Genomic DNA, 25,592 nt, shown 5'->3' with positions numbered 1-25,592 from the left:
CATTGCTATCGGATGAGGTAACACCGAGTAGGGCTGACTTCAGCCCTGTGAACGATCACTTTTCCGCCGGGAAGCCGTGGGTTCATTCCGAAAAAGAAGCAATGCCTTGAAGTTTTCGCATTCGGTTTGATGGAGAGCGATTTGGATTTGCCTATAAGAGCCGACGAGACAAACCGCAACTACTGGACATATCGGCACTGTCGAACGACCGGTGTTGTCAGCGTTGCCCGGCTCGGTGAACAATCTCAGCGAGCGGCAGCGGGGGGCGCATGAGTAGAATTCGGCTGACGCGCTCAAGCGCGCCGGCTGCGGCGGTCGCCGGCACAATAGGCGCCTCATCGAGGCGTTGTGTCGCCATTTCTCCGACGAGTTCGCCGCCGGTCGCATAGCGTACCTCCAAGGCGGAGCAAAAAGAGGTCAATAACAGGCCCCCTAATCCGGGCAATACGGAATCGTCGTGATGTCGCAAACGATCGGCGCTGATAGCGAGTGCACCGCGAATGAAGGGGCAGAGCACTGGTCAGATCGGAAACACAATTTTGCATCAGATGGCGACTTTGTTCGGTACTGGAGCCGAGCTCCCGATCGGCTGCGCGCGGTGGCCGCGGTCGGGAGGCGAACCGAAGAGGCGATCAGAAGGACCGGGATTGGCTTGCAGCTATCCTCCGAGAACTTTAACGGTCATGACTTGTCAGATTTCCCGTTGCGACGCTGTACCCTCAATCGTGCGCAGCTCTACGGAGCAAAGTTGGATCGGGCAGACCTTTCTGGGGCGAATCTTATCTGTCCGGGGCTAGAGAGGGCAAGTTTCCTCGGGGCCAAGCTCGATTTTGCGTATATGCATGCGATTGCAGCGCAGGTCTGCAACTTCGATGATGCCAGTCTACGCAATGTCATTGATGCAACAGGAAGCCTGTTTCACGGTTGCAGCATGAAAAGGACGCGCTTTGATAACGCCATGCTCAGCGGGCTTCTCGCTTACCAATGCGACGCGAGTGATGCTGTATTCGATGGCGCGGAGCTACTGGGTTCGACCATCAATGAATGTTTCCTTCCTTCGGCTTCCTTCCGCTTTGCCAAGTTGAGCCAACTCACGATCACGAAAGCACATCTGGCATCCTGCTCGTTCTTCCATTCAAAGGGGAATGGTTTATCAATTGTGCGTCCCACCTCGGTCGATGGTCTGGTCCTGGAAGGCGCTCATCTTCCGTATCTGAGACTCTCAAAGGTAAGCGGCCGCATTGCAGCGAGAGGCATAAGCGCGCCCTTTGCTGATATTCACTTGTCAAATTTTCCAAATGCGGAGTTTGAGCAGGCAGACTTGAGCCAGGCGCGACTTTTGTCCGTAAGCTTGTCCAACGCAAACCTCGCCGGTGCCGTGCTCAACGGTGCATCCATTCATTCCTGCCAGCTCGACGGAGCGGACCTGTCGCTGGCATCAGGCGAATGCATTTCGATAACAGAGAGCACAATGCGAGCTGCCAAATTAGCGGGCTTTCGTGGCCGCTGTGCCTTTGTGCGCGACTGCGATCTCGAACGCGCAGACCTATCCAATGCTTATCTCTACAGGTCGATGATCAGCGGTGATCCCCCGCAATCAATGGCCCTGGATGAGGCGAATCTCGAAGGGGCGAATCTCGTTCAGGCCTATCTCGCAGCTGGAATGACGGGAACCAATCTGGAGGCAACACGGGCCGCGTACGTTCGCATGAACCAATCGTCCTTGCGCGAGGCGAACCTGAGGGGGATGTCGCCATTCCAGGCCAGCTTCGTAAAGGTGGACTTTTCGGGCGCTAAGATAACCACATTCGAGCCACCGTTCTTTGCAGACCGATGTCCGGGCCTACAGGCCGCTCTGAAGGGGGATGAGCCACACGAGCCATCAAGCTATCTTACTGAATTCTCGTCGTTGATCAGACGGGGTCGAGAAGGGTCCACCTGACGGCTTCGGAGACTGAAAAATAGCAGGGAATGCAGTGTCGGTGAGCTTAGGACATGTCTGGCCGGTCGTTCGAGCCGTGAGCGAGCGCTAAAGCGCAATGGGGTTCGGTGGCTTTGCAGGCACATACGAGAGGCAGGGCAGACCTTCTGCGCGATCCGACCTATCGAATCGCTCTTTTTGCGTTCAAAGAGACTGGAGTAGGAAAATGCATTTTGCATGTCTTTCCGCAGGTAAAGCGTTCATCCGGGAGGTGGCGAGAACAGGGCAGACTATCGGGACCGTACATACTCTCGGCGCCCTGCATCTTGGGCATGCAGAACTGATCAGAAGGGCGGCATCGGAGAATGACGTCGCGATCGTCACAGTCTACCCGAACAAAATCCAGCTTAGGCCAGGCGGGAGCTACGATTTCAACTTGGACGAGGATATTGGACTTGCATTGCGTTCGGGAGCAACTGCTGTGATTTCGTCCAGCGACACCGAAATGTTTCCGCCTGGCTATCGTACCCTTGTATCGCAAGGCGACTGTGATTTGCGCTTAGGGGGGCGCGATGCGTATTTGAAGGAAGCCGTTACCGGGGCAGTCCGCTGGATCTGCTATGCGAGGCCAACTCGCAGCTATTTCGGCCTGAAAGATATCGGTCAGGCGATCTTGGTGAAGCGCGCCGTCGCAGACCTCCTTCTGGATTGCGAGATAAGGTTTGTGCCGACCGTGAGATATAAGAACGGAGTGCCCATTTCGTCGCGCTTGAGGCGATTTAGCCGTTCCGACCTTGATGAGCTGTCGTGCCTTTTCACGGCACTCAACCACTCGAGGAAAGAGATCGCCCAAGGGCTATCTAAGGTGAACGATCTGGTCGCGTCGGCCACATCCCAGATCAAGTTCCGACACTTTAAACTTGAGTTTGTTCGAATCGTCAGCGCTGACAATTTCGAAGACCTGGAGCAAGTCAAGCTCCCTTTCATAATTTTTGGAGCGGCAACGGCTCATGGTCTCAGGATTTTCGATAATATCTACGTTCCAGATCAGGATACCCTCGTGCGGGGTCCTTCGGATATCTGGATCGATCTGCCTGAATAATCCTAGCCCGACGATCGTTCAGCCATGACGTTGAGAAAGCTGTCCGCTCCGGTCGTATCCGAAGGCGGGGGAGCACCTTATGAAGGTGCATTCGCCTTGATGCTGCCTCCAGCGCATAGCCATCTCTAACTGACGCTGAGAGCTCTCACTGATCCATTGAGTAGATCGACTTGGAAAGTCAATGCGATCCTTACTGCCCGACATGGTAGGGCGAGGCTAGCTGCACTGTGAGGTAGCCTGGTCGAGCGGCCTGTCGCAGCCGAGCGCCGCGGCAGCTCGAACCGATGAATTGCGCCGCACCGTAAACTCGCGAGCGCAGAATGTGCAGAGATGATGATGACAAGGCGATCGGAAGATTATAGGACTGAGGAGTCGTGTGTTATCCCGCTGGGCAAGCTGGATGTAAGTGAGGGCGAGCGCTTTCAGGACGACAGCATATGGGCCTGCTTCGAGCGGTTGCGAAAGGAAGATCCCGTTCACTACTGTCAAGACAGCGCGAATGGTCCATATTGGTCCATAACGAAGTACCGAGATATCGTAGCCGTAGACACAAACCACAAAGCGTTCTCGTCAGACCAAGGTGTCACTATTGTCGACGTGCCTGGCGAGCATTGCACCCCGAGTTTCATCAAAATGGGGCCGCCCAAGCACGCCGAGCAGCGCAATACCGTCAGCCCGATCGTCGGGCCGGGAAACTTGACGAAGCTCGAAAGCTTGATCCGGTCTCGCGTCAGAACGATTCTCGCGGGCTTGCCCCGGAATGAGGCCTTCAACTGGGTGGAGATGGTCTCCATAGAGTTGACGACGCAAATGCTCGCCACGCTGTTCGATTTTCCATTTGAGGATCGGCGACTGCTGACTTATTGGTCAGACGTCGCTGTTACGGCTCCGAAAGCGGGCCACGCGATCGACAGCTGGGACAAGCGAAGCACCATCTTATCCGAGTGCCTAGACTATTTCACACGGCTTTGGAACGAGCGCATCAAAGCCGAGCCGCGCCTCGACTTGATTTCCTTGATGGCGCATTCGCCTGCCACACGCCAGATGGAGCCGAGTGAGTTTCTCGGAAATCTGATTCTGCTGATCGTTGGGGGCAATGACACCACACGCAACTCAATTACCGGCGGCCTCCTGTTCATGAATCAGTTCCCCTCCGAGCTGCGAAAGCTAATTGACAATCCCAAGCTGATCTCGAGCGCGGTGTCCGAGATTATTCGGTATCAGACGCCAATTGCACACATGCGCCGTACAGCCGCGATCGACAGCATCGTAGGCGGAAAACAGATCAGGAAAGGCGACAAGGTCGTCATGTGGTACATTTCCGGTAACAGGGACGAAGAGATCATCGAGAACGCCAACAATTTCATGATCGATCGCAAAAATGTGAGCCAGCATCTCTCTTTTGGATTCGGCATCCATCGCTGTCTCGGTCGACATCTTGCGCAACTGCAGTTGAGAGTCCTCTGGGAAGAGATTTTGTCTGCGGAACTGTGGTTCGAGGTCGTCGGCGAACCCGAGCGGATTGCGTCTAACTTCGTGCACGGCTATTCCGCTCTCCCCGTGCGGATTGCAGCATAGACCTGATGGCTCCGGCCTGGGGAGCCGGCGCGCGGTGTGGTTGGGCTCGTTCCAAACAATCTTCGCGTCTGCAAGCAGCGAAGATGGTCTGATCGACGCCAAACAATCGCTGCATGTCGGGATCTAGTCATCAGCCGGCAGACTTTTGAAGTGCCGTGAGGAGCGATAGCGCGCGAACCGCTTGCAAGCGCCTGATAGACCAAAGGGCAACCCTAACGGTAATTCTGATGCCTGGTCTCCCGGCTGCTTTGACCGGAACCGTAGAGGCCGACGAACTTGATGTTGAAGATTGCAGCCGTGACAGCGATTTTCCTCGGAGAAGCGCTTTCGATACTCGCCGAGCTGATTGCCTCAAGGCAATTTGGAAAGACCGGCGGCGATTGGGCAATGCTATTGCCGATGTTTGTGTTGATATCCTTCGGTGGCATTCTCCTCGTTTTCGGATACGCCCTGAGCTACATGTATCTGAATATCTGGATCATTGTCGCGATATCCGTGGGAGCTATCCTGGTCGCGGAGCCTGTACTCACGGTTCTGCTCTTCACAGACGTGCCGACGACCGGTTCGCTGATTGGGCTGGTGCTCGGCGCGTTCGGTGTGCTCGCTGCCATATTGCTATAGGGGTGAGCTGACCGGGTCTGGATGGGCGCCGGCTTTCGCGAAATGGAGCTCCAAAGGAAGTTGTGCAATCGAGTCTGCGTTTGGAGGGAGAAATGTCCTTGCCTATCGCCGTTCACCGTCTCGTCGGATCGGTTTATGGCCGCTGGTTTCGTAAGCTCTCCAGTCGAGGTGCCCCATCGGTAGCGGGACGCATGCAGCGACCTGAGGGTCTCCGATCGGGAGCCATTTCTGCGCGACCACAATCCGCCGTTCAGGAGGGGAGCGTTCCCTGTTGCTCTCTAGACTCTGGATGACTTGGCCCAAAGTTCGCGTAGGCAGAACCACCCACAACAGGCACAGGACTTCTCCGGGATCGCCTCGCCGCGAGGGTACTTCGGCCGCGATCAAGTCTCAGCTGATTATGCGCAACTGGCCCAGTTTCCCGCCTCGCTCTCTTCACCAACACGAGAGCTGCGATCAAAGCCAAGCCGACATCGGCCTTCTTGCGGATCCAAGAACGCTCTTGGTCAGCTACTCGTCAGCCAGACGGTCTATCCAGACAGGCTGGCATTCTGGACTTATCGGAGATAAACATGACGGGCATTGGCCGAGCTGGCACATCGCAGGTTGGCGCTGCAGGAGCCGACCGCACCGAGCAATTGAGCCGTTCGAGCCCGGAAGCTTGCCTCTTCCCGCCGGAAGGCGGTCAATCCTTTGACGCCGCCATCGAGCGGATGCGCTCCGGATCTCAAAATAGAGCTGTCGCGCTTGCGAACCCGCCACCAACTTCGGACGTGGCGGCGCCTACGCGGGACGAGATCAAGGCAGCAAAGCGAAAATTAGGCAACTTGTTTGAGGAGCTTGAAAGGTCTCGTCGAGCGGCCACGCACGCCCGCAACGTGCCAGAGAAGCAAGAGCTGCTCGACCAAGAAGTCAAAGCAGGCGCGACAATTCTGGAGTACTATGCGAGTTTGCCCTTCGATCTGGCCCGTCGCATTCTGCCTGATGATCGGGCTCGCCGGCTCCGCCATGACACACTGGAAGCGGGCGACAAATCTAACGTTGAGGCCACCAAGATTATCTACCAGCTGGAGGCGGACAGAAGGAAAGCGGAACGCGTGCTCGCTAAGATCAAAGACAGCGCCACGCCCGCCCAACTGAGCGAGATATTTGCAAGTGTAGCGGCCCGCTATATGGCCTGCATGGAGTGGTGGGGAAAGAAGGCGTTGCGCTTTGAGTGCATGCAGTCGGTCTGCGCGGCGACTGCCGATTTGCCAAGCAGCACGCCTGAGGTGCGCAAGGCCGAAGAGGCCGGACTACGACATCAGACCGGCTGGGCGCTCAACACGAAGTGCATGTATCTGCAATCGCGGATCGCTCTCACACAGCTCTTGATTGATGCACGAGTGAGCACGCTCAACACAGATGTGCGCGACGCCCTCATGGACGACAACGGCCGCGTGCGTCTGCTCGGGACCTTTATCGAGGATGTTTTTCCGGCGTTCGTCTCGACGGCCGAGGCCGTTCTGTACAGCGATGGGGCCGTGCTCGACGCTGAGCATCGCGCCGTTTTGGAAGGCGTCATGGAGCGGCTTTCGGAATTCGCATCAGGGGTGAGCTCCATGGTCGCCACGCTGAGGGAGGCCGGAACGGAAGCTGACGTTCCGTTGCAGTTGTTGGACGAGATCGTGGAAGGTGCCTGGCTTACGGCGAACGAGGTCATGCGCCTGCTGGCAGTGCAGCCGAACACGCCAGCCACGATTGAACCGCCACCTTCGGCTGCGCTGGCGGAAGATAACGCCGCCCTCGGCGGAGCCAGTCCGGCCCGTAGGAAGGGTAAAGGAAGGCGCGCAGACGCCGCAGGCGAGGGAAGTTCGACGGCCCGCCCAACAGAGCGGCAACTCTCCAGGCGCGATGCCTCCACGGCACCGGCAGGCAAGGTTATCGTGCTTTCCGATCTCGGTACCAAGAAACTCGCGACCGCGGAGGAGGCAGGTGCGCGGGCGTCAACCTCTGCCACCGGGAACCTCCAGATGTGGCAGGCTCCACCGTCCAGAAAGTCATTGGCGGGGTTGCTTGAGCGACTGGACGAACTGCTGCAGTTCAATCTGCCAGCTCAGCAAAGGGCCGTCTCGCAAGCGCGCCAGATGAAGCCCGAGGACGCCGAACACGTCCTGGGTGTCGTGATTAAGCGCTTGCAGACGCAGGCTACCGAGATCGAGGCCTGTGTAGCCGCGCTGGAGGAGCCTCGCCGACGTGGCCTGCTCACGGCTTCGCAAGTGCCCGAAGTGCACGAAAAAATAGTACGGCTCAAGAGGATGGGGTCCGAGGCGCAGGGACAGATCAACTTTTTGGAGGCGCGAAAGGCAGATATCACGTTGGATTGCACGAAGACCTATGCATTTCCATCGCAAAGGTACCTTGAGCAGTTGCGAGCGGCGGGGGAACTGGAATCAGTGGATCCACCGCACGCCTTGAAAGGAGAGCCAGGGAGGCTGTTCGAGATCAAGCTGCAGCCCAAGGCGCTGGGCAGTGGTGCGACGCCTAGCCCGATGTGGGTGCACATCCATACCAAGCGGTCGGTACATGCCTGGCAATTGGCAACGCTCGGCGATCGTGAATTCGCCGCCTGCCACGTGAAGTCCGACGAACAGCGTGGATACAATCAGCATTGGCAGAGCGCTCGAGCCGCCGAGGGCCACGAGAACGTTGTCATCCACCGCGGCAAGCTGACGCCTGTGTTCTGCAGGTCCTTGTTGAGCACCGCGGCCGGCCAAACGTGGCAGCCTCTTCCCGATCCGGCGCACCTTCCAGCGCAGATGGCTCGACTCGGGATCTAGTGAGCTGGTTGTCTTGCACTGAGCCGTTCGGTGGCAGCGTCCATGCCTTCGGATCGGCTCGGCGAAGTGCCTGAGCAACACCGAGCCGTTCAGGCTCCGTCTCGCAAAAGGATCGAGCCTGGGAAGAGAGCACGCCTCGCGGAAGGCTTGCCACTCCTCGATCCCGGAGGGTTGACGTCATCCCACAAGCAAGCTGAATTCCGCGGAGCGGCGAATATCGGCGCTCGAGCGAGAAGCGCGGCTCTGAGTATGGCAGACGGAAGAGACGGACATAGCAATGCTTTCGCTTGTATTGCAAACTGGGCGCGCAAACACTCAGCGGATCGCGGAGGGTTCGGTGGCAGGTGAGGTGAGCATTACGGCCGCTTTGACGAATCGGATCGGGCGGTGCACAACAACGCGGCCTGTTTGCTAGTTTTGCATAAGGCTACGACGGCCCCAGCATCAGCCTCCTTGGCCCCCAAAAGATGCTGGGGCTCGTCGTTATTCCTCGAGCGTCTCAAGCCGAGTGGCGTTGGAGCTGCGTCGCTTCAACTGCAATGGCGGCCAGGGGTTCAGGCGGTTCAGTCAGCTGGTTGCTTGCAGCGTCGAGCTTCTCAAGTGATCAGGTCGAGCTCTTCTCTACATCAAGATGCTCTTCTGCCACGACCCCGAGCTGTCCATAAGCTGACTAGTTCCGAGCCGTTGCGGCTGTGCTGGCGCGGAGAGGAGTCTACCCAAGATGCCGTTATCGATACGTCTTCAATCTTCGGCAGGGCAGTCTGACGGGATCGGCAAAAGGCTGCTACCCGCAACCATATGCGATCATGGCTAATTTTGGCGAATGCAGTCCCGCTACACCGCCAGCATGCCACCGCGGTGGGCTCCGCCAAAGAGGTTCCGAGCGGGCTAACATTGAGCCGTACGGTGATGTCCAGACTTATCCATTCCGTAGATAGATCTAATCAAGAAAATCAATTTTACCGCATAAGGCGTCGTCAGATAGACCCGTCGAGGACGGTTGGGGCTAACCTAGGGAAGCGATTCTCGAATGAAAAAGTCTGTGTTAGTGACAGCGAGCGCCTTTGCGCTTGCAACGGCGGCGGTGCCTCCTTTTGCTGCAACAGTTGCCGCGCAACCGATCGCTGCCAGCGTGCAGGTAGCCGATACCTCCTATCCTGAGTGCTTGGAGGACCCGCTGGATGGTATCTGCGACCTGTTTTTTTGTTTGACCGATCCCTCGTGCGTACGGCACTGAGAACGGAGAACAAGCCAAGCAGAGAATGAGGATTGAGCCTCGTGCGGCCGCTTGCTTCGACGGCGGCCGCGCCCTCATGCCGTACGGCTAAAGACAGATGGTGCTGGCGGCGTCATCTGTTCTCGAGATGATCAAAGTGATCGTTCACGTTCAGCCAATCGGTGATTGCGGCCATCGCGCAATTGCCGGATCGACGAAGGTGGAGCAGGAAAGTCGCAGACGCTGTGTTTCGATGCGGGCCCCCTGCTCGATCTAAAACTGGTCAAGTTCTCAAGATGAATATTTCATGCTACGCCATCACGTCTTTGTTCGATCTTTCTATCATTTCGGATCTACGTAAAACCCGTCTTAACTTGTTCGGCTATGTCCGGGGCACGGATCGTGGCACTACGTTCGTCTATGGTTTCGCGTGAGTGGCGCCGTCTCCGGCATCATGAGCATGGCAAGAAGCCCGGCCGCGCCGGCGAAAAGCATGTACCAGGCGGGCACGAGTGCGCTCCCGGTAAGGTGGATCAGCCAGGTGACGATCGGTTGAGCTGTGCCCCCGAAAATCGCTATCGCCAACGCATAGATCGTCGCGAAGGCGCCACCACGAATATTCCTGGCTAAGCCTTCGGCCATGCTCACGTAGAAAGCGCTATACGGAATGGTTCCGATCAGCGTGAGGGCGCCAAGACCTCCTAGAAGTGCTAGAGCACTGCGGCTCTCTGCGATCCACAAGAATACCGGATAGGTCATCAGCAATGCCGTGACCTGCGGCCATATCATGATGCGCCGACGGCCTGCGCGGTCGGCGAGCAGGCCGCCCACAAGTGCTGCAGCGATTCCGACCGCATTGCTGCTGAGCGTGGCACCAAAGGCGAGAGGCGCGGAAAGATGGAGGGTATTCATCGCGTAAGTGGACATATATCCCATCACATAGGTTGTAATCGTGCAGCTGGCCAAGATGACAAATCCCAAGCTCATGATGCGGCGATCGGCACGCGATTGGCCTGCAGGCTGGGTGACCAGAACATGCGCCTCGGCCCGGTGCAACGTTTCGGGTAAGACGCTCCGCAACCAAAATCCAACCGGCAACGTAGCGGCGCCGAGCAACAGCGCGATCCTCCATCCGTACGCATTGAGCGCTTCGCTTGTCATGGTGAGCGAGAGTATTTCTCCAACCAACGCTCCGGCCGTCGCAGCTATCTGTTGGCTCGCGGGCTGAAAGGAGACAGCGAGACCGCGGGTGTCAGCGGGGGCTGATTCCATCAAGTAGGCGGTCGTCGGACCCACTTCACCTCCGAGAGCAAATCCTTGCAGCAGGCGTGCGAAGACGACCAGTGACGGAGCGGCAAGTCCTACTGTCTCATACGATGGTGTGATAGCTAACAACAGGACCGCGGCACTCATCATGGTAAAGCTGGCGGTCATCGCGGGCCGTCGGCCGGCCCGATCCGAATACGAGCCGAGTACGATGGCGCCGATCGGTCTGGTCACAAAACCTGCGCCGAAGGTCGCGAGTGACAGCATGAGACTAGCGAACGGGTCGGTTGCCGGAAAGAACGCTTGGCCGATCTGTATCGCGAAAAAGCTGTAGGTCCCGAAATCGTAGAATTCGAGAATATTGCCGATGGTTGCGCCCAAGACGGCGCGGCTCGTCAACCTTTCCTCTGTAGGATCGAGGACCGGCTGCAGCCGCTCTCGAGTAGATTGCTCCGACATCCTCGACCCAGTCTGAAGCCGATCGCTGACCCAAAAGTGCGGCCAGGCAGATAGCACTTGCATCGCACTGCCGCTCCCGTCCCCCACGGTCATTTCGCCATGCAAGATGTAGGCTGAAGCGTGTCACGACGAAGCTCACCGTAATGTCTGCAACAAAAATGCCTGCGTCTCCGCCACGATTTAGCCTTTGAGTTGATCGCTGGCCTGGCCGGCAAGGCAAATATGCGAACCTGCTGCATTCGTCGGGCGGCTGCAGGCATTTGCGCTACTGTGGCGAGTGTGCGACAAAATTGACCGGCATCGCACACGGCTGGCGACGACTCGAGCCATTTCGCCTCGGCAGGTTGCCTCCGCTCCCTAAGCAGATGGGCTTGGACCTTCATCATCAGCGCGCTTGCCGCCGCTCAGCGCGCCTGCGGGGGTTCTCGCGCGCGTGCAAGATTGCCACCTATCGGTGCTTTACCTACGGCGCGGCCGGGTTGCCTGCGATCGAGCGACTCGTCTGCCCAGGGGCCGCTCGTATCCGGCGACAGGACCCGGCGGCCCCGACATGTATCTCGGCTATAGCCGGCGCGAGGACACGAGGGCTTATTCGCCCCCCACCCCGACGATGGCGATCTCAAGTAGTCGGTGACCCCCACCAAAGTTTCAGGATCGTACATCTTGTCTACCACTTGGGGAGCTTTGAACGCTAATCACTGCCGCCACACGTAGGAGCTAGCGCTTGTATGCCCGGACAGGCGAGCACGAAGCGGCTTACGTTTCTTCGCCAACGGACCGTTGGAAGAGAATTCATTCATCCTGGATGAGGAGAATCGTCGTATTCGTGCGCGTGGTGTCGAGGTCGCCGCTGAAATGTTCGTTCCCTCTCAGCGCGCCCTGAGACGAGCGTTATCTGCAGGAAGCAGAGCGTCAATAGCAGCCAGGACAAAGTTGGCCGCTCGCATTGGCTCACCTGAGGATGTAGCGTTCCGCTCGAGCGATGTAGCTCCGGCCGGCAATCCTGCATCATGACGCGAAGGATCAGAGGCACTGGGGCGGTCGCGCAGAGCCATTACGCGCAGTGCCGTCCGCCAGTCCCGGACCGCCGGCACCGCCGTACCTGCATGATCGTCTCGGCTGCTTTGGGCTTGAGCGATTTCGCTCTTCATCCAATCAGGTGAGCAGTTCGCTCCGCGGTTGCCGGATCCTCACGTAGGTCGCGCTCTCGTCTGGTTTCGAGCTGGCGCGGCTACGGTTAGCCGCCAGTGCATGGGCTCGAAGTGTGAGCCAGAACGACTGGTTGCGAGCAGAATCGAAATGCACGCGTTCAGTGCAAGGCTTGATCTGCGCGGTCCGCATCGGCTGGGCCTCATAACGCGCTTTAGCGCCAGGTGAATGCGATGCATGACGCAGACCTGCGCGCCGAGTGGGAGGTCAGGCGGAACGAGAGTCGCTCAGAGATGATCGCATCAGACGTAGCAGATGCGGGGTTTGGCTCCCCTCTTCGACCCTTGTCAGCTTCTCGAAAGCCAACCTCTTTAAGATTCAAGCTTGGCCTCTCGATGACGAAGCCGCAAATGACCAACTTCAGCTCACTCGCGGGGAGATCTTCAAGAGGCCTTTGTTCTCATAAAAGGAAGGAGAGCTTTATGGATCCGAACCCGCTCAACAATGCCCGTTCACCAGAATCGCCAACCGCGCACGTGTGGACACAAGAAGATCGTGATTTCTTCGATCAGATCATGAATGAAGCGGGACCATCATCACCTGCCGCACCAGAGGAAGCGGTCGACGTCTCGTTTGCCGCTCCCGAGAGATTCTCACACGGTTCGCAAATCGCGCCTGACTTCATGGTCGAGAGGTTGTTCCACCATGGTCTCTTGCCGGACTCGGACCAGCCGACAATGACCTACGAAATCCAGGGGCATCGCTACACGGCTGGATTGGATGAATCCAATCGCGTTCGTCTTGTTCATAACCCTGCGGAAGACCAAGTGGTTAGGCCCGGCCGGGCGGGGGTACCGGATTTCGGAGCTTTTTTCACGGAGAGCTGGCGCTTCAGAATGCCGCTAGCAGAGCAATGGGCCACACCGGCCCTGATGGACAAGCTGCGCGAAGAAGGGTTTATGCCGACCGCTAATAATCCCACAACAATCCAGCTTAACGGACGGGGCTACAAAGCCGAATTGGCCGAAGGAGGGTTCGTTAAGCTTACGCGGGTATGAGACGCAACCCCGATGGTGAAGTGATCGCGCCGGACCGAAACCCTATGGTCACTTTGCGGCTCGTTACCTAGATAAGCATTGACCGCTTATCAGTGGATTGCTCGCGCCCGCCGGTGGGTACGCATGATCGGACCCGCTGGCGGGACCCATGATGCACGCTCGTCCTGACCACTTCGTCTGGGGGGGCGCACCGTCATCCGGGCTGCAATATTGCTTCCGGTATTGCCTCACCTGAGGACCGATGTAGCTTCCGGCTGTCGGCCAGTCCGAGGCTGCACCATAGCATGCAGGATCGGAGGACTGGAGGACCTCGCCGAATGCCAATTACACGCTGCCAGTGCCCTGCCTTGCCGTGTGCGGGGTGGTCATCTCGGCTGCTTTCCCTCTGAGCGGTCCCAACAAGCGCTGCACGATGGTGTGCTGCGGCGGGCCAATGTTCGAGGCGTTGTTCAGCGAGGCGGAGACTTGCCAGCGCGCTCAGACAGCGCTTGGCGCCAAACTAGCGCTCGGCCGGCTGACTTCGCGCAAATCGGGCAGCGAAGCCGGTGGCGGTGGAGGGCACTCGGAAGCGGCGGAGTCTTTGCCGGTGCGAGCCTACGTAGTCTTGGCGGCGCGGAGCTGTTCTCAAGGAGGTGGCAGCAAAGGTCGCGTGCCGCAACCGACCCTCGCCAGTGACGTAGTCGCTTTGCGTAGCAGTTGGATTGCGCCAACGTATTTATCTGATGAGAGTCCTACCAATTGGCCCTACCAGATCTGGGGATTTGGAAGCTGTACCGCCAATTGTAGGTCACGGTAGATCGCATGCACATAGGCGTGCGGAGCCAGCTTCGAAACGCGAAAAGAGCGCATGACGAACATTAAGCTTGACTACATTGCATTCCCGGTTCACGCGCACCGCGAACCTTCGCCCATCAAAGCACGAAATGGAGAACGCTGGCCCGGCGACGTCGAGTTTTCGAGATGAGGCGAGGAATGAAGCCGATGGCGCGGATGGTCGTGGCAATAAGGCGCGCGCTCGCCATGTACGATCTCGACCGGTGCTGCGCAATCTGGTGGCTCTATCGTCTCCATTTCGGAGTCACCCGCGACGTGATGTTGGGGCTGGCCGCCGTCACGGTTGCTCAGGAGAGATCCCGCTGCGGAATCTAGGAATAGTAGCATCGAGCCCATGCTGGCTCGGCCACCCAACCTGCCGCGGGTTACGGGTTTGGCTGGCGGACAAGAGCGTTGCGCAACGGCAATCGTTTCAAGTCTCTCCTGGGCAAAAGGCCGCAAATCACATTGAGTACCGGGGTCTGCTCGGTGCACTGATGGTGCCGGCCAACGCGATCAGCAAGCCGCGAAGATCGCACTTGTGCTCGCACTTCACACTTAAAGTCGAAACTGTCGACGGATGATGCTGCCCATAGTGGAGTTGTGAGTGGCCGAACGGTTGCGCAAGCGATCATCGAGGATGTACGTACTGCGAGCAAGGCGGCCGCTGCGCAACATGCCGCTCTTGCAAAGAACTGGTTGTCAGGTTTGAGACTGACGTCCAAAAGCCGACACTTACATGGGTTGGAAACGACTGGAGAACCTCCAATTCTCAAGCGGCACGCTGCTTGCACCACGTAGAGCCAGCGGACGCATTTCCCGCATGCCCGCTCTTCGAAGCGGAGTATGCATCTTCCGAATGCTTCCACTCACCTGGCAACACGCCGGGCTCCGGCTGGCTAACCTTCAGGACAACTCCCATGAAGAATTCGTTTGTTCTCGCAGCGTCACTATCGATGAGCTGTTTGATGGCCGCGGGACTGTCCCATGCGCTAGCGAGTGGAACCGGCGCTGAGGATCCATTTCTTTGGCTTGAGGAAATCGAAGGGCTGCGCGCATCGGCTTGGGCTCACACCGAGAACGGCAAGACACTCAGTGCGCTCCAATCCGACCCACGTTACCAGCGCTTCTACGGAGAAGCGCTCCACGTTCTTCAGGCTAAGGACCGAATTCCGTACGTCTCATTGGGACGGCGCGGTCTCGACAATTTCTGGCAGGACGAGAACCAGGTGCGCGGCGTGTTGCGGCGTACGACCCTTGAAAGCTATCGAACCCAAAGCCCTCGATGGGAGACCATCCTCGACGTGGATGCTCTCGCCGACGCGGACAAGAAAAACTGGGTCCTCAAAGGGGTGAGCTGCCTTCCGCCCGAAGAGCGCCTATGCTTGCTCAAGCTGTCCGAGGGCGGAAAGGATGCTGTGTTCGTCCGCGAGTTCGACGCGGTCGCTAAAACCTTCGTGACGAACGGCTTCGAACTTCCCGAGGGAAAACAGCAGGTCACTTGGGTAAACAGCGACACGGTCCTAATTGCACGAGATTGGGGCGAAGGGACCATGACGCAAGCCGGTTACCCTTTCGTCGTGAAGGAGCTCAAGCGCGGTCAGTCGCTCGCGGAAGCGCGCGAGGTCTTCCGTGGCGAGCCGACCGATGTCGGGGCCAGTCCATTCGTGCTGCGCGACAGTGAAGGCAGGGTCCATGCGACCGGCGCGGTGCGCGGCATCAGTTCGTTCGAACATGAGTATGTTCTCTTTGGGGCCAAGCCGACTAAGCTCAATCTGCCAAAGAAGGCGACCATCGGGGCCATCGCCAGTGGTCGCCTGCTGGTCACACTCAACGAAGACTGGATGCCACCATCCGGAGAGACCCCCTTCTCAGCTGGCTCGATCATCTCGTATGACCTGGCCGAATGGAAGCAGGATCCGCTGCGCGCCAGACCCTCGCTCGTTTTCAAGCCTGGGCCTCGACAAGCGCTCAGCGGATTCACCGCCACAAGAAACCTGTTAATCCTAACGATTCTCGACAATGTTCAGGGTAAGGCGTTCGTCTACAAGTACCATCAGGGCGCCTGGCGGGCCACGCCGATCCCGCTTCCAGAGAATGCGAGCGTCGGTCTGGCTGCAGCATCGCATGAAACGGACGAGGCGATGTTCACCGTCTCCAGCTTTCTTAGCCCGACGATGCTCTGGTACTTCGACGCGGCAACCGAACGCCTTGAGGCACTGAAAGCGACACCTCCGAGGTTCGACGCCTCCAGACTTGTCGTCGAACAGTTCGAGGCAATCTCGCGCGATGGCACCCGCATTCCTTACTTTCTGCTACGACCCAAGAGTGCAAGGTTTGACGGATCAACTCCAACGCTTCTCTATGGTTATGGTGGCTTTCAGACTCCGCTCATCCCCTCTTACGTGGGCCTCACCGGACGACTCTGGCTCGAGCAGGGCAACGCGTATGTTGTCGCGAACCTGCGCGGCGGGGGTGAGTTCGGGCCGCAATGGCACCAGACTGCTCAAGGAGCAACGAAGCAGCGCACATGGGATGATTTTATCGCTGTCGCGGAGGACTTGATCCGGCGCAAAATTACTTCTCCCCGCCGACTGGGCGTAGTCGGCGGTAGCCAAGGAGGCCTCCTGGTAGGGGCAGCAATCACCCAACGACCCGAGCTCTTCAATGCGGCCATCTTACAAGTTCCGCTGTTCGACATGATTCGGTTCACTAAGCTGGGCGCCGGAGCCTCCTGGATCGGCGAGTATGGCGATCCCACCATTCCCGAACAGCGCAAGTGGCTCGAGGCCTACTCGCCCTATCAGAGGTTGGTGCCAGGCAAGACCTACCCGGCCCCCTTCATTCTCACGTCCACCAAGGACGACCGCGTGCATCCAGCGCATGGCCGCAAGGCGGCGGCGAAGCTCGCTGCGTTGGGCCAACCGTACCTCTACTATGAGAATATCGACGGGGGGCATAGCGCCGCCGCCAACCTCATTGAACAGGCACGCCGGATTTCTTTGGAATATACTTATGCATCCCGGCGGCTTGTCGATGAGTGATGTCGAGGACTAAGATCTACTTCAATGATGAGCTTGGCGGACGAAGTTTTCGGCAGCGGTGTCAGCAAGCCCGTCTTTGCTCATTCTGCGCAGACTATGTTGGGGATGAATACGAGCGATCAGCTACGCCCTCAGTCTCGCTTATCAGTCCGGGTAGATCACTCAAGGCCGATTTCTCGTTAATACCCACGAGGCATTTGGTGTGAAGAGCCCCGAGAGCAAAGCCGATGCGTTAGCCTCTCGATCCCGTGGCTTCATTGGCAGTGCGGATGCGGATAGGGATAGCGCCTTTCTCATCAAGTCCCCCGATGCAGGCGCCAAGTCGCATCCGCGCTGCTTTCCATCTATCGCTGACTGGCGTTATGTAGCTCACTCGTGCGATGCTGTATTCTCCGTCGCATCACAGACCCTTCAATTTAACAGTAAAGTCATTATCTGGCTCGCTTTTCGTTAATCCGCAGTACTCCCAGATTGAGGCTTGCTAAATTCCACAAACGCACTTCGACAGTCGACCGATATACGGATCGCGATGACATGGCCGTACAAATATGCGCGGCAGAGCGACGGGCGGGCGCAAAGCACCGAATTCGCAATCTGATGGCACAGCGAGACCTACCCTCTAACTGGGGCGGAGAATCTAGGATGGTATGGTCCGCCAATCGACAATGTCTCACTGATCGCCAACCTGAGCCGTCCGGGTGATTCCTGAAGTCGTAACGGCTGACAGACTGAGAGCATGTCTGAGTGGTTGCAGGATTTGCGTGGCACATTGAGCGGGTATTGATAGCCCACGCAAAAGGCCAGTCAGCTTGCGGTAAGCTATTACAGATACAGAGCCCTTTGGGGTTAACGGGATGTGGCAGGGACAGCGCTATTGCTCCAGATCGATCAGCGCCGAGTCACCTTCCCGCTAGTCTCAACGGCAGTGCGGATGTGGTAGGGACTAGTTGGCCTGGTTTCAGCCCCCGGGTCCGGTTAGCACCGAGCCGCGCCCGCACTGTTTTACATCTCGCTCCAACTGATCGCGGTGGCCATCTCGACAAGCTTCGCAGGTACTATGGCGAAGGTCGGTTAGCCCATAGCGCTCTCAGACGGCGCTCGTAGAATACCGCGCCTCCGAGCAAAGGATTGGCCAAATGCCGCAGAGTTATCGCTTATCATCGTCTCACGGAAGCAGATGCAGAAACGATTGCTAGAGTCGACGTAAATCGCTGCGTTCCAGCTTCTGTCGGCGCATGGCTCCTTCAGCATGCGTACAGCTATAGCTTGGAGCACCGAATTTGATCACTTGGCTCCGGCTTGAGCTGTGTTGCAGGGCGGCGGAGTAAATCCAAGCTTCCGATCCAGGATGGGTTGTGCTCGTTGTGATCGCCGCGGCGAGTAGGTTCCTGGGCTCAAGTTGTTGACCGGCTAGGCGTCCCGCAGCTGCTGCTCTCTTGAAGGTTCTTGCATCTTCAACGCGGCGTGCAGGCGAGCCTTTTCCAGCCGTTGCCTGACTCCGCTAAGGCAACTAGCCAGCTTTGCAAAGTTCGTAATGTCGGGATAACCAAAAACAAACTCATCGAGTTCTTCCTGCTGCGCTGCGATGCTCGCAAGTTGTCTGCGAGCGCTGTCGGTTAGCGACAGATTGACAATTCGTGCATCGCTCGCGCAGCGCTTACGTCGCACAAATCGCTTATCCTCAAGCTGTTTCGAATGCCTCGTAATGAAGGCCGACTCAACTTTCATCAACTTTGCAACCACGTTGACCGGAACTCCGTCGTCCTGTTCCAAGTCGATCAGCGCCATCAAGATCATCATTTGTGGTGCAGCAATGCCCAGCGCATGGGCCTGGAAATAGCGAAGGTCGTCCAGACACAGGTTAATGGCTCTGATCTCCCACGTGAATCGCCTAAGTACATCCTGACTCGCGACAGGGCTCTTCTCGAGCCGTCTTTTCAATCCTGGCAGCTTGGACGGCATCAGATTTCAGGGCGCCTCTATCTTAAAACTATTCCGGGCGAGCAGAGCGCAGTTGCCGGGGACAACATATGCGCCGAGTTCGAAGCGTCGAATCTCGGGTCAATAAGCAATCCCACCAACTCGCTTCCGTGCCAACCCTCTTTGCAGACACGTCCGGTGCCGAAGCTGCCTAGGTGCAAAGCAGCTTCACACACTCATCCCGGTGAAATCACTCAAAAAACCACTTCCATATGCAGAATTCTGGCTTCATGAACTGCTTTTGTACCCGATTACAGCGTGTAACGCCCTGAACATCGCGCGTCCGCTCCAAAAGCCACACTACTCCGCCGCGCGATTGGACGGCGAGAATTTTTAGGGTGTCGAGAGCTGCTCACTGAATCACTAGAACAACGCGTACAGCGCAGGATCGACCTGTCGGAGCCGGCTCCACGCTGCTTCGAAAGCAGGGCCGGAGGTCGCCAATGGCTCCTTATTCCACGATAAGTCACACCCTGAATCGAAAGACAAGTAATCGCAAGTAAGTTCTTCACCCAGGCTGTACGTCACGGGCTGTGAAATAACGCGCCTTTAGGCAAACAAGTCGCGGAGAAAAGTCCAACACCGCCAAACTGGTCTGGCTTCAAAATGGTTTCAAAATCAACACCGAAGAAATCTCCCAAAGTAACCAACACCCAGAAAGCTAACTGACGTGAGCTGCGAAATCTCCTGTACGAACTGGTAGGGGATCCGCGCCTTCACCACAATTTGGAGTTCCTCGCGATTCGTTTCGGCTGCATGCTCCGGATCGCCTTCCGCGGCACCGCGATCGTGGTGATGCTGGAAAGGGGCTGCAGGTCGGTGGGATTCCGGGTAAAGATCCGCGCCGATCAAAGAGGCGAGCGGTCGTGTCCTGTAGACTCTCAGCGCGGCGCTGGGCTTTCTCGCGGTAAGATCATCGGCCGAATGCGTCAAAGCCATTCCTTCCTGTGCCTCGCCAGAAAGACACACATTATAGCGACGACGGCCCCCTGAGGGGGTCGGCAGTCACCTCCGATTTTTCTGCACTATCACCTCGTCGCAAGCAGCCCGCAACGTGATCCCCCTCTTCGCAAACAAAAGGGGCCATCGCTGTTCGGCTCAACAAGGAGCCGCTAAGCGATGGCGCCCGCAAGTTCATTGGGGCCGGCTGCGCTCATCCGCACCGCACAGAACCTCACTAAGCTCGCAAGTGTCGCTGAAGCAAGCTACCGTCCATCAACGAATCCGCTACCTGAGCTATCTGGACTGGCCGCTCACGTAGCGACTGTCTCTAGTGTCTACATCTGTGGATGGTGGATGAGCCGAACGTCGTTCGGTCCGCCCGGCCCCAAGAGAGCCGTGTAACGCTCGCCGCGAATGTCGTATTGCTTCATCGGCTCCGCTGCGTCCGGCAAGAGGCCCCAGCGGGCGAGCTTTGAGATCATTGTGATTGAGGCGGCTTGGGTCCCGTGCGAAAAGCCCTCAGGAACGGCGAATGATGCGGCGTAAATCTCGCGGGCCGCGAGCGGCGTCGTCTCAGCTCTGGCGGACGCCGGAGCGGCTTGCTCCACCGTCTGCGCAAGCAGTGCTGGCGAGAGCCGATTCGCCGGCTGTGCGCTCGGCTGCGAAACGCTTTCCGGTCGAGATCCGAAATGAATGGTTGCGCCTGATAGATTGAGTGGAGAGCCGCCCCTCATTGCCGCAGCGGGTACGAACAGCGCCGTGAAGCGATCGTTATGAACTATGAAAGGAGCCGGTGGGCTGTCCTGGCTCGGCGGGACGCTGCTACCCTCATGCGCAGCTGACGTGCGCTGGTCGTCCTGCCGCGAGTTGACGGAACGAACGGCCGCTTCTGAATCCAAGGCGAGGTCATGAGGGGCGGTTGCCTCGAGAGACGACGATGAGCCGGCGTTTCCCAGCATCGCCCACAGCATATCCTGACCGTACTCTTCCGCAGGAAGGATCAACGGCCCGCTGGCCTGAAACGGTGTGCCGGCGTCTTCAATCAGCTCGCGAGCGGCTGAATTGCTAGGGTCGCGGGGCTGGCGCTCAATGGCATCGCCTTCCGTCTGGCTTACTGTCCTCTGCCTCTTCGTAGGCCTCAACTGGCCGGTGTAGTCCTCGTCCATTAGGGCAGCGGCGTCCTCGCGTCCGGTGACCGCGTGTTCGGAATGAGAACCGTCGGCCCTCGGGTGCTCAAGTCCGAAGGCCTCGGCGAGCCTAAGGCCTTCTTCAGACAGATGAGGATAGTAGGGATCAGGAGAAACCGGATCCTCTGCGACGGCAGAGGTACCAAGCTTAGGCACTTCATCCAAGTACGGCTCAAACTCCGCTTGCTGCTGTTGCGCTTGCGGCATCGCGGCGTTGTAAGCAGAGAACTCTGGGTCGAATGGGTTGATGCTGTTAAATGGGTCCATGTCCCTCTCGCTTCGATGTGTCGCTCTCTTCTCGCTCTATTAGGACCAGCTGTCGACAAGCTGACGCACTCAGAGAATTCGGTGGGCCTGCCCGATCTCCACACTTGCTCGAGAAACGCGGCAAGATGCCGGATTGCGCTTCAATTAGCACGCCTTGCGGCCTTCGCGGGCGCCGGCTGGATCGTGGGCGACCTAAGCCAACACCAGTTCAGACCTTTTGCCGGCATAGCAGTTCAGGTTAAGATGGACCGGTACGGCTATCTTTTCAAATCGGACGACCACGACACTGCGATGGATATGGAAGCCATAGATTCAAAAAGCCGTGGCGTCAGAGCATTTGGTCAAGATTGTCTCTTTCTACGATGGCACCACTTATTGCGTTCCGGATGAGATTGCCCTTGCTGCGCACACCGATCCGCAATGCAGACCCAAATGAGCGCCGACGTGTTCTTGTAAGCGGGGCCATCGGTGCCAATGCCAAGTCCCCTTGCGACGGGTATCCCACGTAATACCAAACCGGACCGTTGGGACGCTACGATCAGGCTGGAAGCGGAAATGGCTTCCGCATTGGTCTTCAGGGCTGGCCAACATCATTCTGTCACGGTCAAGCTGAGGCATGTGGTGGTGCCTCCGCAAAACCCTGCTGACCCTTCTCCTGCTTGTGCATGCGGGATTGTTCTTTGGCAAAATCATTATTGTGGTGTTAGGCAGCGGAAGCCGCGCCCGTGCTCTCGGCACAGCCAACAACTGGGAAATGTTCTATTCGGCGTACGGAGGGAGAATGGACCAATAGTCGGCCGGATCGGCCGTTCTTTTTTGCGGTTCAACCAAGGACGGCATGGTCCCTGTCTTCGGGCCGATGGGCGCAGGCAAAGGAACAGGCATGGTTATATCCAACCTCTGTCCTACAAGGGCTCGGTCGTCTGCACGGACATCAAGGGCGAAAAATTTCACGGAGCGCCAGCGACAGAAGATGGGTAGGGTGCGTGCGCTCGACACCCTGAAACCCCGCTGCTCGGACAAATTCAATCCGCTCGGACATGGTGCGAACCGGCACCTGGCATGAGCGGCTTGACGCCGAAGCGCCGGCGAAGCTGATGGCTGCTCGACCCACGGAAATCCTGAGGCTTCCGGGCAAGCGCTCCATCGTGCTGTACCGCTCCGACATACTGCGATTTGCGTTGCTGGCCAGGAAGGTCAACCGCCTAACGTTTCGCACCGTACGCCGGTGATCAAATCGGACTCAAGGCGCGATCAGGCTGTGGCTTCTCAGATTGTGCGAGGGATGCTGGTTGGCTGCAGGCCACGATAAAAGGATCGCCTGATCCTCTGTCTTACCGGCAGATGCGATTTCGCGTTTTGGCGGCGTCGCAAGTGCAAGCTGAGAGGTGACCCAAGGTTAGCGAAAGCACAACTGAAGATTCTCTGATTCGGTCCGATCGGGAGCCGTTGCGACCAAGCCGAGAGTGTGTCGACATGCAGTGGTTTAGTTTTCGTTGAGCGGTTTTCATCATGCGGATTGTGGGCTTCTGCTTTGCGCGGCAGCTATTGTCCTTTTCGTCGGGGGCTGCGGGGCTTACGTCCCGAAGATGCAGGAGTGGCACGAGCCTCCTGAAACCCAGAAAATTACAGAGAATCGTAGCATCAACCACATCAAGTGCGAGCTGCACAAGGGAGTGGATGATGCGATCCGGAAATACTATGGGGCGGGTCAACGGAGCGGCAACAAGGCTGATTGGATCAAAGACTGGCTGGCAACAGTTACTCTAAAGTTGACTGTTGATGAGAAGGGCAGCGCGAACCCAGGCCTGTCGTGGGTGCGAACTCTTTCCGATACGAGGTCATTCACGCTCGGCGCTGGAGGGAATGCCTCTTCAGAAGCGACAAGAATAGAAACGATCTCCTTCACTTACCCGCTCAGGGAGCTGCGCTCAGCTCGGCCGGTTGTAAATCCGTGCGAGAAGGCAGGAGAGTTACTGATCGAGGGAGATCTCAAGATTGGCCAGTTCCTGGATAAGAAGATCTTCTTATCGACCGTGCCAGGAACAATCATTGGTCCTTACAGCGCATTCAGCTACGAGGTGACCTTCGTGGTTGTTTATGGTAGTTCGGTTACGCCAACGTGGAAGCTGGTGGAGTTTACGGCCAACCCGGACTCTCCATTCTTGAACGCTACGCGCACACGTACTCACGATGTGACCATCACCATCGCGCCGCCTGGGGACGCCGCCGCCGAAGCCGCCGCAATCCACAACGCCGCACTGATCGGACAAGCCGCCGCGGCAGCCATTCGCAAAGGAGGGCCGTAAATGGCAGACGCCGTAAGGATTCCGCAGACGGTCGAGGAAGCGCATCAGCTGGGTTACGCAACGGAGCGGAAGACGCCTGAAGAGGCGCAAGCAATAATGAGGGCGAGAGCCATCGCCGGTATCCTGCGCGAGGGCCCGCACCGGGATTGCAGCACCCTTCCTCCGGACCATAAATGCTGGGAGGGAGACTGTGACCCCTCCGGATGGAAAGAGGTTTTGTTCTGCGACGGGACGCAGGGCTGCACAATTTATGCGAAGGTGCGCTGCCGTTAGATGGCCCCGCGGCTAGCAAACATACGGGGGAAAGATTGACTGCGAAGCACTTCTTCAATTTGGCGAGCCGCTCTAGCGATCCTGGCCGCCGGTTTGTGGTTCTTGTCTGCGAAGGTGAATTCAGGAAACAAGTTTGCCGGAGTCAAAGGGACGATTGGGATGAGGGAAGAGGCTGAAAAGCTCAACGCGCTGGGAGCTGCTTATAACCTGCAGAGCACCTTCAATGCCTTGGCTGCTAGTGCAGCTGGTGCTTCGGCTCTTTGTCAGACGGTTGTTGTATTTTTGGACTGGTAGGAGCGCGGAGGTCGTGGCGAAACGCCTGAAATTCTCCAACTCGAGTTGCCCGAGATTCGGTCTTTTCGAATGGCAGATGGCGTAGGGCGCGCCTGTAATGTCGCGGAAAGCATAAGACTATAGTAGCTGTTTGCGATGCGGTACGTGGTGGGAAGCAAATAATATCTGGCACTTAGATGGAAAGCTCTGTTTTTTTATCGACTCTCTTGAACCGCTTCTTTCGCCTTCCAACATGATGAGAGCGAGCAACTCTACTGCTCGCATGGAGGATCTGATGCGCAGCTCTCGTCCGTCGGCACCGGTCATCGTCAGGGCAAACTCGACGCTCTGCGGCGGTTAAGGATGCAAAAGGCTTCTCGGGCGTTTTGCGCCCGAGAAGTTCTTTGGGGTGGGAGCATGGGTAAGTCGCGCAAGGCACGAGCTGGCAAAGAGCTTGTATTACCTCCGAGATTTCTGCTCGCAAAAAGCTATTGGAAGCGGGCTCGCGACGCGGTGCGGCCGCTGGCGCCTGATCTGGCGCGTCAGGGCCTGAAAGCAGCGCTAGGTTTTGTCGTGGCAGCTGTCGTCGTCGGCTTTATTCGTGACCCCTTCGAGCAAAACGTCATCCCTTGGCTCATACGGCTGATGAGTCTTGAGCAGGCGCTGTACATCTACACTGATCCTTCTGATGGTCCTGCTGATCAATACGAATTCCTAGTGCCCCGGCACGTTCTGGCCTCTGGAAGGATGATCCAGGATCGAGACGTTGCCGAGCGTACCAACAGAAAAGGGAATCCCCGCAACTTCAAAGTGAAGGGCTCCCGTTCCGGAGATCTTTTAATGTTCACGTACATTTCGAGTACTGACAAGCTAGGGATGGGCGCATTTGTTGGGCAGCGGCTCGAAACGGATAACGACGACATCTTCATTGGAAACCTTACTGGGTGGGGCCACGGCAAGAATGGGCACTGCACGATCGTCTCGTACTGGGCGGTAATCGGCCCTGCCGAGGAGAAACGTGAGCGTCATCCAGGGACCACGCACTGAGGGCTGATCTGGTCGGCTAAGAATATCTCGCGGAATGGTTTGTCGCGGGGTCACAATGTCCAAGGATAGTCGTAAGGATAGTCGTAAGAATAGCGATAAGGATAGGCATACGTCTATCCTTGAAGACGGCGCCGACACGCTGCAGCGCATCGAGATCATCACGGGGACGGGCCGGCGTCGGCGCTGGTCGACCGACGCGAAGGCGGCGATTGTTGCGGAGAGTTTTGCGCCGGGGGCGAGCGTGTCCGCGGTGGCGCGGCGGCACGAT

General features: G+C 57.7%; 15 protein-coding genes. 12 read left to right on the top strand and 3 right to left on the bottom strand.

Annotation, left to right across the window (positions count from 1 at the left end; all coding sequences use genetic code 11):
• Positions 1-460: 460 nt before the first annotated feature.
• From EAV90_RS14235 to EAV90_RS14215, 5 genes are all read left to right on the top strand, one after another.
• Positions 461-1,942, top strand: a complete 1,482-nt coding sequence (locus EAV90_RS14235) for a pentapeptide repeat-containing protein (RefSeq protein ID WP_129143703.1) — start codon at positions 461-463, stop codon at positions 1,940-1,942.
• Positions 1,943-2,147: 205 nt separating this feature from the next.
• A complete protein-coding gene (locus EAV90_RS14230; protein WP_129143702.1) occupies positions 2,148-3,023 on the top strand; it encodes a pantoate--beta-alanine ligase in 876 nt (291 codons plus the stop codon).
• Between the two features lie 336 nt (positions 3,024-3,359).
• Entirely contained in the window at positions 3,360-4,601 is a 1,242-nt protein-coding gene (locus EAV90_RS14225; RefSeq protein WP_129143791.1) for a cytochrome P450, read from the top strand.
• A gap of 279 nt (positions 4,602-4,880) precedes the next feature.
• Positions 4,881-5,222: a hypothetical protein gene (locus EAV90_RS14220; protein ID WP_129143701.1), complete on the top strand. Its 342-nt coding sequence runs from the start codon at positions 4,881-4,883 to the stop codon at positions 5,220-5,222.
• Positions 5,223-5,794: 572 nt separating this feature from the next.
• Complete coding sequence (locus EAV90_RS14215; RefSeq protein ID WP_129143700.1) at positions 5,795-8,041, top strand: hypothetical protein; 2,247 nt, start codon at positions 5,795-5,797, stop codon at positions 8,039-8,041.
• 1,624 nt (positions 8,042-9,665) lie between these two features.
• On the opposite strand, the gene EAV90_RS14205 is transcribed toward EAV90_RS14215, so the two are convergent.
• Positions 9,666-10,982 carry an MFS transporter gene (locus EAV90_RS14205; RefSeq protein ID WP_164936932.1) on the bottom strand — a complete coding sequence of 439 codons (1,317 nt, stop codon included), beginning with the start codon at positions 10,980-10,982 and terminating at the stop codon, positions 9,666-9,668.
• 1,631 nt (positions 10,983-12,613) lie between these two features.
• Here EAV90_RS14205 and EAV90_RS14200 point away from each other — a divergent pair.
• The 3 genes from EAV90_RS14200 (at position 12,614) to EAV90_RS14190 (ending at position 17,046) form a co-directional block, all read left to right on the top strand.
• Positions 12,614-13,189 (top strand): hypothetical protein, encoded by a 576-nt coding sequence (locus EAV90_RS14200; RefSeq protein ID WP_129143697.1) that lies wholly within the window; start codon positions 12,614-12,616, stop codon positions 13,187-13,189.
• Positions 13,190-14,161: 972 nt separating this feature from the next.
• Positions 14,162-14,338: a hypothetical protein gene (locus tag EAV90_RS14195; protein WP_245509511.1), complete on the top strand. Its 177-nt coding sequence runs from the start codon at positions 14,162-14,164 to the stop codon at positions 14,336-14,338.
• A gap of 584 nt (positions 14,339-14,922) precedes the next feature.
• A complete protein-coding gene (locus EAV90_RS14190; protein WP_129143695.1) occupies positions 14,923-17,046 on the top strand; it encodes a prolyl oligopeptidase family serine peptidase in 2,124 nt (707 codons plus the stop codon).
• Between the two features lie 1,410 nt (positions 17,047-18,456).
• On the opposite strand, the gene EAV90_RS14185 is transcribed toward EAV90_RS14190, so the two are convergent.
• Together EAV90_RS14185 and EAV90_RS14175 are read right to left on the bottom strand one after the other, a co-directional pair.
• Positions 18,457-19,008, bottom strand: coding sequence for a MarR family transcriptional regulator (locus EAV90_RS14185; protein ID WP_129143694.1), 552 nt, complete (start codon positions 19,006-19,008; stop codon positions 18,457-18,459).
• A 1,295-nt stretch (positions 19,009-20,303) separates the two neighbouring features.
• Entirely contained in the window at positions 20,304-21,422 is a 1,119-nt protein-coding gene (locus EAV90_RS14175) for a hypothetical protein (RefSeq protein ID WP_129143693.1), read from the bottom strand.
• A 1,496-nt stretch (positions 21,423-22,918) separates the two neighbouring features.
• Between EAV90_RS14175 and EAV90_RS14170 the strand changes: the two genes are divergently transcribed.
• From EAV90_RS14170 to EAV90_RS14155, 4 genes are all read left to right on the top strand, one after another.
• Positions 22,919-23,731, top strand: coding sequence for a hypothetical protein (locus EAV90_RS14170; RefSeq protein WP_129143692.1), 813 nt, complete (start codon positions 22,919-22,921; stop codon positions 23,729-23,731).
• 375 nt (positions 23,732-24,106) lie between these two features.
• Positions 24,107-24,298, top strand: a complete 192-nt coding sequence (locus tag EAV90_RS14165) for a hypothetical protein (RefSeq protein ID WP_129143691.1) — start codon at positions 24,107-24,109, stop codon at positions 24,296-24,298.
• Between the two features lie 396 nt (positions 24,299-24,694).
• Entirely contained in the window at positions 24,695-25,324 is a 630-nt protein-coding gene (locus EAV90_RS14160; protein ID WP_129143690.1) for a hypothetical protein, read from the top strand.
• Positions 25,325-25,379: 55 nt separating this feature from the next.
• The coding region (locus EAV90_RS14155) for a transposase (protein ID WP_164936931.1) at positions 25,380-25,592 on the top strand (213 nt) is incomplete at its 3' end.

This window comes from Bradyrhizobium vignae (assembly GCF_004114425.1).
In the GTDB taxonomy this organism is placed as follows: Bacteria; Pseudomonadota; Alphaproteobacteria; order Rhizobiales; family Xanthobacteraceae; genus Bradyrhizobium; species Bradyrhizobium vignae.
Note: the sequence above shows the minus strand (reverse complement) of the source record. Positions and strands in the feature narration are given on the sequence as shown.